This window comes from Blautia sp. aa_0143, from assembly GCF_004167315.1.
In the GTDB taxonomy this organism is placed as follows: Bacteria; Bacillota; Clostridia; order Lachnospirales; family Lachnospiraceae; genus Blautia_A; species Blautia_A fusiformis.
Genome location: NZ_RCXU01000052.1, coordinates 1 through 10,426, shown reverse-complemented (window position 1 = coordinate 10,426; position 10,426 = coordinate 1). Strand labels below are relative to the sequence as shown.

The 10,426-nt window shown below is 47.6% G+C and carries 10 protein-coding genes and 1 riboswitch; of the genes, 9 read left to right on the top strand and 1 reads right to left on the bottom strand.

Going from position 1 to position 10,426, the window contains the following annotated elements; genetic code table 11:
* Positions 1-120: 120 nt before the first annotated feature.
* The 5 genes from EAI83_RS16530 to EAI83_RS16510 all read left to right on the top strand — a co-directional run bounded on the left by EAI83_RS16530 (position 121) and on the right by EAI83_RS16510 (position 4,887).
* Positions 121-783 carry a DUF5110 domain-containing protein gene (locus EAI83_RS16530; RefSeq protein WP_118368595.1) on the top strand — a complete coding sequence of 221 codons (663 nt, stop codon included), beginning with the start codon at positions 121-123 and terminating at the stop codon, positions 781-783.
* A 64-nt stretch (positions 784-847) separates the two neighbouring features.
* Positions 848-1,306, top strand: coding sequence for a ferritin-like domain-containing protein (locus tag EAI83_RS16525; RefSeq protein ID WP_044961927.1), 459 nt, complete (start codon positions 848-850; stop codon positions 1,304-1,306).
* A gap of 110 nt (positions 1,307-1,416) precedes the next feature.
* Entirely contained in the window at positions 1,417-1,596 is a 180-nt protein-coding gene (locus tag EAI83_RS16520) for a DUF6472 family protein (protein ID WP_015526328.1), read from the top strand.
* Between the two features lie 316 nt (positions 1,597-1,912).
* Positions 1,913-3,193 carry a 2-hydroxyacyl-CoA dehydratase subunit D gene (locus EAI83_RS16515; RefSeq protein WP_092073479.1) on the top strand — a complete coding sequence of 427 codons (1,281 nt, stop codon included), beginning with the start codon at positions 1,913-1,915 and terminating at the stop codon, positions 3,191-3,193.
* Entirely contained in the window at positions 3,190-4,887 is a 1,698-nt protein-coding gene (locus EAI83_RS16510) for an acyl-CoA dehydratase activase (RefSeq protein WP_021652226.1), read from the top strand. The genes EAI83_RS16515 and EAI83_RS16510 overlap by 4 nt, the downstream gene beginning before the upstream one ends.
* Positions 4,888-4,941: 54 nt before the next feature.
* Here EAI83_RS16510 and EAI83_RS16505 read toward each other — a convergent pair whose 3' ends face one another.
* Positions 4,942-5,718: a helix-turn-helix domain-containing protein gene (locus tag EAI83_RS16505; protein WP_129976204.1), complete on the bottom strand. Its 777-nt coding sequence runs from the start codon at positions 5,716-5,718 to the stop codon at positions 4,942-4,944.
* Positions 5,719-6,053: 335 nt separating this feature from the next.
* Between EAI83_RS16505 and arfA the strand changes: the two genes are divergently transcribed.
* The 4 genes from arfA to thiE all read left to right on the top strand — a co-directional run bounded on the left by arfA (position 6,054) and on the right by thiE (position 10,214).
* Positions 6,054-7,559, top strand: coding sequence for an arabinosylfuranosidase ArfA (gene arfA, locus EAI83_RS16500; protein WP_129976202.1), 1,506 nt, complete (start codon positions 6,054-6,056; stop codon positions 7,557-7,559).
* Between the two features lie 137 nt (positions 7,560-7,696).
* Positions 7,697-7,799: riboswitch (TPP riboswitch) on the top strand.
* Between the two features lie 337 nt (positions 7,800-8,136).
* The gene (thiW, locus tag EAI83_RS16495; RefSeq protein WP_015526323.1) at positions 8,137-8,691 is read left to right on the top strand and encodes an energy coupling factor transporter S component ThiW; all 555 of its coding nucleotides are present in this window, start codon (positions 8,137-8,139) and stop codon (positions 8,689-8,691) included.
* On the top strand, positions 8,654-9,556 hold the full coding sequence (locus EAI83_RS16490) for a hydroxyethylthiazole kinase (protein WP_021652219.1): 903 nt from the start codon (positions 8,654-8,656) through the stop codon (positions 9,554-9,556). The genes thiW and EAI83_RS16490 overlap by 38 nt, the downstream gene beginning before the upstream one ends.
* A 16-nt stretch (positions 9,557-9,572) precedes the next feature.
* Positions 9,573-10,214, top strand: coding sequence for a thiamine phosphate synthase (thiE, locus tag EAI83_RS16485; protein ID WP_015526321.1), 642 nt, complete (start codon positions 9,573-9,575; stop codon positions 10,212-10,214).
* Positions 10,215-10,426 lie beyond the last annotated feature (212 nt).

Genomic DNA, 10,426 nt, shown 5'->3' with positions numbered 1-10,426 from the left:
CACTGTGTAAGACATTGCAGTACCGTAAGGTGTTTGCCAATGCAGTAGTGGGAGAAGCAAGAATCCCCCTGCTTTAGCTGTGGGGAGTGTCAAACAGGTCTGCGCTATGAGGGTGGACGAATGGTGGATATGTACCGTACTCTGGACAGTATCCCGGTTCTTGCAAAAGCAGGCGGTATTCTGGTGATGACCGATGAGATCCGTGGAACAGAGGCGGAAAAGAATCCGGAAAGCCTGAATATCCGGGTATTCCCGGGTGCTGACGGAAGCTTCAGATTGTATGAGGATGACAACGAAACCTGTGCTTACGAAAATGGTGCCTGTGTATTTACGGAAATGGATTATAAGGAAAAGGATCAGGGAGTGTTTACCATTCATCCCGCACAGGGAAAAACAGAGCTGATCCCGGCAAAGAGAGCTTATACCGTGGAGTTCTGTAATTTTGCGAAAACAGGAACAGATACTGTGAAGGTTCTGGTTAACGGAGCAGAGACTGAGGCTGCTGTAAAATATGAAGAGAAGCTTCAGAAGATCTGTGTGGAAGTGGAAGCAGACACAGCGGCAGAGGTGCAGATCATTCTCGCTGGCGAAGTGGCAGACAATCAGACAAAAGAGCGTGTCTTTGATTTCCTGAACCAGGCAGAGATCGGTTTTGTACTGAAGGACAGATTATATCAGCTGATCACAGCCGGAAAGAAGCTGCCGGTTCTTTTATCTGAGCTTCAGTCTATGGAGCTGGACAAGGATCTTTATGGAGCACTGATGGAGATCCTGACTGCGTAAAACATGAATAAAATCGCGTTTCCAAACCATACTATCATTATTATCAAAAGAAAGGATGATCATAATGATATTAAAGGAAAAAGAACGCACAGTGATCCAGGATCTTCAGACACAGGAAAAAAGCTGCATTGAAAAATACGGAAAATACGCACAGCAGGCCAGGGATCCGGAGCTTAAAAGCTTATTTCAGACTCTTCAGAAAAAAGAGCAGGAGCATTACGATTCCCTGAGCCAGGTGCTTTCCGGTACAGTTCCACAGGTAAACTGTAATGATAGTGACGGCCGTGATTACCAGCCCAAGGCTGCTTACACATCTGTGATGTCCTCAGAGGATAAGGAACACGATGCTTTTCTTGCAACAGACTGTATCGGAACAGAAAAGCTGATTTCCGGAGAATACAACTCGGATGTTTTTGCTTTTGAAGACAGTGGTGTGCGGAAGCTTCTGGCAGATATCCAGGTGGAAGAGCAGAATCATGCGGAGATGCTTTACAAATATAAGACTGTGAACGGAATGTTCTGATATATAAAAGAAGAGGGAGGATTTCAGTAATGGAATTCTTCCTTTTTTTGTTATATAATCAGGAGAACAGCAGGGAGAAATACTTTCCTGCAAAGAGAGGAGAAATAAATATGAAGGGAACCAGCTGCGAATACTGTGCAAACTATACATATGATGAAGAGTGTGACGAATATTACTGTGATGTCAATCTGGATGAGGATGAATATTATCGTTTTGTGAGCAGTGATTACAAGGAATGTCCGTATTATCGTTCCGGAGATGAATATAAGGTGGTACGTCATCAGATGTGATACAGAGTAACGGAAAAAACAGAGCAGAAGATAATGTGATAAGACAAATGCAGGTTTTCCACGAAAAGGAATGCGAGTTTTGTGGAAAATCTGCATTTTGATGTTTTGATATGTGCAAAAGGCTTCAAATTTGTAAAAATTAGCGTGTTTACATTTGAAAAAAATATCTTTATAATAAAAATATTGGTCTGACAGGTGGAACCTTTATACCATCCAGACGATGATAATGCTACAGGATTTTGTCTGAGACAAAATTTCGGGTAAGCGTCTGACAGACTTATAATAGATTTTTTGATTTGACGGAGGATGTGACAGATTGGATATTATAAAGAAATTCGGGGATATGGTGGGAGAGAAATCCATCAGGGATCCGGAAAAAGCACGAAAACTTCTTCTCACTGGATACCGGCTTCAGGAAAAACGTTTGCAGCTTTTTCCTGACAGGAAGCTTCCGGCTTCGGGACAGTATGTAGCCCGTGTAGTCATGCAGAATATTATCAAAGCCCTTGCAAAACCGGACGATACCGCTCTGGTGAGCATTTTTGTACCGGGAGAGCTTCTGACAGCAGCAGGGATCACTCCGTATTCCGTGGAGGCAATGTCCTGCTTCATCGCCGGAACCAGATGTGAGCAGGCATTTCTGGCACAGACGGAATCAGAGGGCTTTCCGGAAACCATGTGCTCCTATCATAGGGTTTTTCTGGGAGCGTCCATGACAGGATTGGTACCGAAGCCCAAATGTACCATCTACACAAACCTTGCCTGCGATGGAAACATGATGACGTTTCCTTATCTGAAACAGAAATATCAGATCCCGGGCTTTTATATTGACGTACCCTATGAAAAAAATCAGGATTCCATCAGCTATGTTGCAGATCAGCTCCGTGAGCTGAAGAAATTCCTGGAGGATGTAGGCGGGAAAAAAATCTCCGAGCAGTCGGTACAGCGTGCAGTTGCCAACAGCAATGAAGCGGCCTCCTATTACAGCAGTCAGCTTGCCCTCAGAAAGGATCACGATCCGGTGACTTCCCTGACAAATGAGCTGTATGCGATCTTTATGTGTCATCTTCTGGCGGGCTCAGAGGAATCCCTGAAATACACAAAAATGCTTCTTGAGGATGTGAAGAAGGCACCAAAGGGGGAAGGTCTTCATATTTTGTGGATGCATATGATGCCGTTTTTGCAGGAGCCGGTAAAGGATGTATTTAATTACAGCCAGAACGTGCATATCCGTGCCTGTGATTTTGTTGCAGACGGTTTTCAGCGGATGCAGGCCTCGGATCCTTATGAGGCCCTTGCGGAAAAAATGGTCAACTGCATTTACAACGGAAGTGTGAAGCAGAGGATCCGGCGTGCCCAGGAGCTGGCGAACCTTACAGAGGCAGACGGCGGGATCCTTTTTGCGCATTGGGGCTGCAAGGGAACCATCGGAGCTTCCAGCCTGATTAAAAATTCTCTGGAAAATGCAGGACTTCCAACCATGGTCCTGGACGGTGACGGCTGCAACCCGGCCAATTCCAGTGACGGCCAGGTATCCACACGACTTCAGGCATATCTGGAAATGCTGTCAGAAGGTAAGGAGGAAAAACGGTCATGATACATTACGTCTGTAAATATACACCGCTGGAGCTGTTTAAGGGCTTTGGCGAGGAATGTGCGGTTCTTGAGGAAATGCCGGAGAATTTTGAGCTTTCGGACCAGATCGCACATGCCAATCTCTGCGGTTTTGGAAAATCCGTGATCCAGGCAGTGCTGGAGGGAAAGGTGGAGCAGCTTGTTCTTGTAAACTGCTGCGATTCCATGCGCCGTGTGTACGACATTGTGGAAAGTACCGGTAAATGTAAATTTCTGTACATGCTGGACATGCCTCATGAGGATAACGACTGTGAAAAGGTGAAGCTTGCCCAGGGCATTCACCGTCTGAAGAAAGCTTATGAGAAATTTTCGGGGAAAACCTTCGACAGAAGTGGATTTCTGAATGCTTTTTCCCATGAGCCTGTGGATAACCAGCCGTATATCGGTGTTCTGGGTGTCCGTGTCAGCGGCATCCTGGAAAAAATGATCCGGGATAATATCCGCATGGATGTGGAAAACCTGACCTGTACAGGTGGAAGACGTCTTGCAGTGATCCGTGAGGAGCTGGAAAAAATGGAAGACGATGCCATGTTCCTGGCTTATGCGGATGCACTTCTTTCCCAGATGCCCTGCTTCCGTATGAACAACAGCACCCGAAGAAACCGGCTGTATCTGGATCCGAACCTGAAGGGGATCATTTATCATACTATTAAATTCTGCGACTATTACGGATTTGAGTATGCAAGCATCAAGCGTGATATCAAGGTTCCGCTTCTGAAGATCGAGACAGATTTTACAAGCCAGAGTGCAGGACAGCTCCTTACCAGAGTGCAGGCTTTTGCGGAGACCCTGGAAGGCTCTGAGGATATGGACCCATCAAAAGGAATCAGCGAGGAGATAAGGAAAAAAATGGAATCAGGAGTTTATTATGTGGCAGGGATCGACAGCGGTTCCACAAGTACGGATGTTGTGATCCTGGATAAAGACGGAAAAATTAAATCGACCATGATCATTCCCACAGGCGGCGGCGCTATGATGAGTGCAGAGAAGAGCCTGGAGATGGCCGTGGAAAAAGCAGGGATCAGGAAAGAAGATATCGTGCGTATCGTTACTACCGGATATGGACGTGCCTATATTGACAGTGGTGATGACAGTATCACAGAGATTACCTGTCACGCAAAGGGAGCCCATTATCTGAATCCGAATGTGCGTACAGTTATCGACATCGGCGGTCAGGATATCAAGGCGATCAGCATTGACGAGAACGGTGCGGTAAAAAATTTCCTGATGAACGATAAATGTGCAGCAGGAACCGGACGATTCCTGGAAATGATGGCCCGTACTCTTGGACTTTCCCTGGAGGAGATGAGTACCCGTGGCCTGGAGTGGAAAGAGAACGTAGTGATCTCAAGCATGTGTACTGTATTTGCAGAGTCCGAGGTAGTTTCCCTGGTTGCCCAGAATAAGGACGTGGCAGATATCATCCATGGTCTGAATGTATCTGTTGCTTCCAAGGTAGGAGCTCTTGCAGCCCGCCTTGGCAAAAAGAATCCGGGGGAATACATGATGACCGGTGGTGTTGCCAGAAATAAAGGTATCATCCAGGCACTGGAGGAGAAGCTAGGGGCGAAGCTTTATATCTGTGATGAGGCACAGCTTTGTGGTGCGCTTGGTGCGGCACTGTTTGCTTATGAGAAGTGTAATGCGGCACGGTGATCAGATCAGATAAGTTGCCTGCGCAGTAAATGCAGAGTGTGAATATCCTTTTGGTCAGGGGCGGCGTGCCCACTCACTGGGCGAACAGCCACAGTTCTTTTGGAAGTACCGGCTGAAGTGTGAGAGATTTGAAAATCCGCACAGCAGAGCCACCTGTTGAACAGGCAGAGCTTCGTTGGTGAGCAGATTTTTGGCTTTTTCCAGACGGAGCAGATTCAGGTCAGCATGAGGGGTGCTGTCAAAAAAATTCCGGTAACAGGAATAAAACTGACTTTTTTCGAGATTAGCCATGGCGCAGAGCTTTTCTGTTGTCCATGGCTTTTCGTAATTTGTAAGCATTTCCAGACGGATTTTTTGGAACAGGCTGCAGAGCTCCGAGTCTGAAGGCTTGCCTGTATCTGTACTGCGGAGTTCCCGTGAGGCTGTGATCATCAGCTGGCAGAGCAGGGCATACTCGTAGTCCCGGGAAAAAACTTCTCTGTTCAGATATTCATGCTGCAGCTTCTGGATACAGTGATCGATCTCCTGGCAGTTACTGGGGTAAAAAATTTCGTTGCAGGGAAGTCCGAACCGTTTTGCCAGGTTTTCTCCGCAGGAAAAATGGACATAACTGTTCCGAAATTTTCGCACAGCCTGATAATGCTGGGGATTTCCCGGAATATAAAAGATGCAGGCATTATCCCGGGTGACAGTAAGCTGACCGCCCAGATAAACCTTCATTGGTGTTTTAAATAAAAGAAAAAGAAAATCTCCGCTTCCCTCCGGCCGGAAAATCCTGTCGTAATCGGAGTTGGAACGGTTGTATTCGCAGAAATTTAAGGTGAAATCCATGAAAATGCTGCGCTCCTTTCATTACGTAGATCAGACAATCCGACTGTGGCATTGTAAAGAACTTTCTGTCTGGAAGTATAAAGTAAAGTGACAGAGGGACGTCCGTCTGGTAAGACTGTCTTTACGATAAATCTTACCGGAAAAAAAGTCAACTATTTCGGAAGATAATCACTGGTATGGATAGAACAGGATGGTAAAATGAAACATAGAAACGGTTGATTTCCGCTGAGAGTGTGTGAGCGAACAGAGGCGTAAGAGCCGGTATACGGCGGAATCGGAAACAGATCTAAATGCAGTAGCAGCAGAAAATAATAATTTACAGGAGGATTTTTACAATGAAAAAAGCGCAGATCATCGTGGACAAATATTTCCTCACCGGAAAAACAGACAAAAGGATCTATGGTTCCTTTATAGAACATCTCGGACGTGCGGTTTATGAGGGGATTTATCAGGAAGGCAGCCCTCTTTCTGATGAGCAGGGATTCCGGCAGGATACTCTGGAGCTGGTAAGGGAGCTTCAGGTACCGATCGTTCGTTATCCGGGCGGAAATTTTGTATCCGGATTCCGTTGGGAGGACAGCGTCGGGCCGAAAACTCAGCGTCCGTCCAGACCGGAGCTGGCCTGGGGTGTCATCGAGACAAACCAGTTTGGACTCAATGAGTTTGTGGACTGGTCCAGAAAAGCCGGCAGCGATGTGATGATGGCAGTAAACCTGGGAACAAGAGGACCGGAGGATGCGAAAAATCTTCTGGAATACTGTAACTTTAAGGGAGGTACCTATTACAGTGATCTCCGTAAGGCTCACGGCTATGAACAGCCGCATGATATCAAATTATGGTGTCTCGGAAACGAGATGGACGGTCCGTGGCAGATGGGACATAAAACTGCGGCAGAGTACGGAAGAGTTGCAGCAGAAACTGCCCGCCTGATGAAATTTATGGATCCGGAGGTTGAGACTGTTGCATGCGGAAGCTCCAGTCTGGAAATGCCTACCTTTGGCTCCTGGGAGTATACGGTTCTTGACGAGGCTTACGATCAGGTGGATTATCTTTCCCTGCATCAGTACTATGGAAATGCATCGGGAGACACTGCCGATTTTCTGGCAAGCTCCAAGGGCATGGATGATTTTATCTCAGGAGTGGTTTCCATCTGCGATGCTGTAAAAGCAAAGAAGCATGGAAAAAAACAGATCAATCTTTCCTTCGACGAGTGGAACGTATGGTACCACAGCAATGAACAGGATAAAAAACTGGAAAAATGGGTACAGGCGCCCCATCAGCTGGAGGATGTTTATAACTTTGAGGATGCACTTCTTGTGGGAAGTATGTTGATCACACTTCTCCGTCATGCAGATCGCGTAAAGATCGCCTGCATGGCACAGCTGGTAAATGTTATTGCGCCGATCATGACATCCGATACAGGCGCATGGCGTCAGACGATCTTTTATCCGTATATGCTGACAAGTGTGTTTGGAAGAGGAACCGTCCTTAATACACAGGTTCTCACACCTATATATGAAAGCAAGACTTATGGAGAAGCTCCATATCTGGATTCTGTGTGCGTCTGGGATGAGGAAAAGGATACGCTGACGATCTTTGCAGTGAATAAGAGTCTGGATGAGGATATGGAAGTTTCCTGTGACTTAAGACAGTTTGAGGGATATAAGATCGTAGAGCATATCGTGCTGAACAATGATGATCTTCAGGCAGTCAATACAGAGACGCAGCCCGAGAATGTAGTTCCTGTAAAAGCCAGTGCAGAGTGCTCAAAGCTGGACGGCGGAAAACTGGAAGCAGTTTTTGCAAAACACAGCTGGAATATGATCCGTCTTGCGAAATAAGGGCCGGTGAAGTATGGTAAAAGCAGTTACAGAAAATGTAAATCATGCAGGAAAGTCTCCGGCGGGAGTGCAAAGAGCAATAAGCAGTGGAGGTTTGACAACGGGATAGGTGTGTGCTATATTGAAAAACAGAAAAGAAAAGAGCCAGCGGGAGCTTGTGTGACAGGCTGAGAGGAAGATAGATCTTCGACCGTACCTGATTTGGGTAATGCCAACGGAGGGATTGTGATTTGAGAGCGTGTCTCCGTGGAATTTGCCATGGGATGCGCTCTTTTCGGATGCAGGAATGGAACTGGAATGGTCTGACAATGTGGGGATGTGAAAGTGACAGAGACTGCATGTGGAGCTTCTGCGAAAGAGCGGGCAGGAAGGGGAGCGCCTTAATGTCTGGCAGGAGAGTGATATTCCGGAGAATTTTTCCGGAAGGATCATGTAAGCGATGGGAATCCGTGTTTTCGGAGTGAGAGGAAGTAAGGGAACTTCGACCGCCAAAATCTAAGGGCAGACTGCAGCAGACGGGAAGTTTTTGCCCGGGATCTGACAGGGATCTGCCTGATATTTCAGGGAGGAAAACACAATGGAAAAACAAAGGATGCACACGCTTCGTATGGTAATGCTGGCAATGATGGTTGCGATCGGTGTCGTTATTTCACCGATCCTGAGGATTGAGGGAATGTGCCCCACGGCGCATCTTGTCAATATCGTATGCTCGGTTCTGATGGGACCGTGGTACTCTCTTCTCTGTGCGACTATGATCGGCGTGATCCGTATGATGTTCATGGGAATCCCGCCACTTGCACTGACCGGTGCAGTATTTGGCGCGTTCCTTTCAGGTGTGTTCTACAGACTTTCCAAAGGCAAGATCATCTGTGCGGTGATCGGTGAGATCTTTGGAACAGGTATCATCGGATCCATGGTTTCTTATCCGGTGATGGCATTCCTGATGGGAAGAGGCGGACTGACAGCATTTTATTATACGCCGATGTTCCTTGCAGCAACCACAATGGGAGGATGTGTTGCCTATATTTTCCTGAAGGCTCTGAGTAAAGCAGGTCTTCTGGTGAAATTCCAGGCAGCTTTGGGTTCAAAAACATATGAGACAAAGAATTTTACAACTGCGAAAGCGAATTAAAGAAGAAAAGCCGCTGATCCATTGCATCACCAATCCGATCTCGATCCATGACTGTGCCAACGTGGTCCTTGCAGTAGGTGCAAGGCCGATCATGGCGGAGCATCCGGCAGAGGTGACAGATATTACGGCATCGGCTGGTGCGCTGATGCTGAATCTCGGGAATATTACCGATGCCAGGATCGAGTCAATGAAGCGTTCTATGAGAACAGCGATGGAAAATAAGATCCCGGTTCTTCTGGACCTGGTAGGGGTTGCATGCAGTGATCTCAGGCTGGATCTGGCACGGGAGCTTTTAAGGATCGGTCATCCGGCAGTGCTGAAGGGAAATATGTCAGAGCTTCTGGCTGTTTCCGGGCTGCCGTCTCATGCGATCGGAATCGATGCGGGTGTCGAGGATGCTCTGACTGAGGAAAATATCGATGGAGTCAGTGAAGTGCTTAAGGCTTTTTCCAGAAATAATCAGGCAATCGTGCTGGCTACCGGGAAACAGGATTTTGTTACGGATGGTGAACGGGTTGTTCTGGTACAAAATGGCAGTGCGGCGCTGTCCGGGATCACAGGAACCGGCTGTATGGTCGGTGCACTGACTGCGGCGTTTTTGCCGGGGTGCGAAGATAATATTGCGAAAGAGATGACGGATAGTATAGAGGCAGGTGTCTGGTCTGGCGTTGAGATGGAATTAAATGGGAGATCCGGGAATTATCTGGCTGCGGCAGTGCTTGGTACTGCACTTATGGGTATCGCCGGCGAGGAAGCGGAGAAGATTTCCCGCGGTCCGGGAAGCTTTCAGGTAAATCTGCTGGATGAGATCTATGGGCTTTCGGATCGACAGCTGCTGGATCTGTTGAAGATTGAAATGTACTGAAAAAGAGGGGATTAGGATGGATAGAAAAGATTTGGATGTAACGTTGTATCTGGTGACGGATAGTTCTTATCATACGGAGGAGTCTTTGCTCCGTACGGTTGAGGAGGCTTGTAAGGGTGGTGTGACTCTGGTCCAGCTTCGCGAGAAGAATAAGGGTGGACGGGAGTATCTGGATAAGGCTTTTAAGGTGAAGGAGATCACAGATCGTTACAATGTGCCGCTGATCATTGATGATCGTGTGGATGTGGCGCTGGCCTGTGATGCGGCTGGTGTGCATGTTGGAGCTTCTGATATTCCGGTTGCTGTGGCAAGGAAGCTGATGGGACCGGATAAGATCGTGGGGGCTACTGCCAAGACGGTGGAGGCTGCTGTGAAGGCTTATGAGGATGGTGCGGATTATCTTGGTGTGGGGGCGATTTATCCTACTACTACTAAGGTGGTGACGATCCTTACCAAGGTTTCTACGTTGAAGGATATCTGTGAGGCGGTTCCGATTCCTGCGGTTGCGATCGGGGGATTGAATGCCGGGAATATGGATGTGCTTGAGGGCGCCGGTATGAGTGGTATGGCGGTTGTTTCTGCGATCATGAAGGCGGAGGATCCGAAGAAGAATGCGCGGGAGCTGAAGGAGAAGATTGTTGCTTTGATGGGAAAGTGATTTAGGAAATGAATGGAGAGCAGTGGTGGATTTGAGGTTCATTGCTGTTCTTTTTTTTGAAATACGGACGCCCGTGAGGCGTGTGCTGCCTGTCGCCGGGGCTTCGTCGGGGGCTGGCTTCTAGGCTGCCGGAATTCTGCTAAAACCGTTTTCCAAAAGTCCGAACTCGCGTCTTGCAGCCGCTCAGACAGCGGACTTTTGAAAAACAACGC